The organism is Salifodinibacter halophilus (assembly GCA_012999515.1).
In the GTDB taxonomy this organism is placed as follows: domain Bacteria; phylum Pseudomonadota; class Gammaproteobacteria; order Nevskiales; family Salinisphaeraceae; genus Salifodinibacter; species Salifodinibacter halophilus.
Genome location: JABEEB010000444.1, coordinates 1 through 254, shown reverse-complemented (window position 1 = coordinate 254; position 254 = coordinate 1). Strand labels below are relative to the sequence as shown.

The following is a 254-nucleotide window of genomic DNA, read 5'->3' as shown; positions in this document are numbered from 1 at the left end:
CGATCCGCGCAACCCCGCAATGCCCTCGTCAGCCACGCCCCATCGCTGCTTCATCGCCGGCCCGCGCTCGCGCGGCGCCCTCGTCATTCTCCCATTCGGACGGAATCACGCCATGAAACGCATCACTCTCACTCTCGGCCTGCTGGCCCTGTCCATCGGCAGCGCGCTGGCCGCGCCCGCCCTGCGCCCGGCCGCGTTCGACCACGCCCGCCTGGCCCGCGTCGACCGCATCGCCCTGCGCGTCATGCCCGCCG

At 73.2% G+C, this 254-nt stretch carries 1 protein-coding gene; it reads right to left on the bottom strand.

Annotation, left to right across the window (positions count from 1 at the left end; genetic code table 11):
- Positions 1–28: 28 nt before the first annotated feature.
- Positions 29–254: hypothetical protein (locus HKX41_12370; GenBank protein NNC24930.1), on the bottom strand; the 226-nt coding region annotated here is incomplete at its 5' end.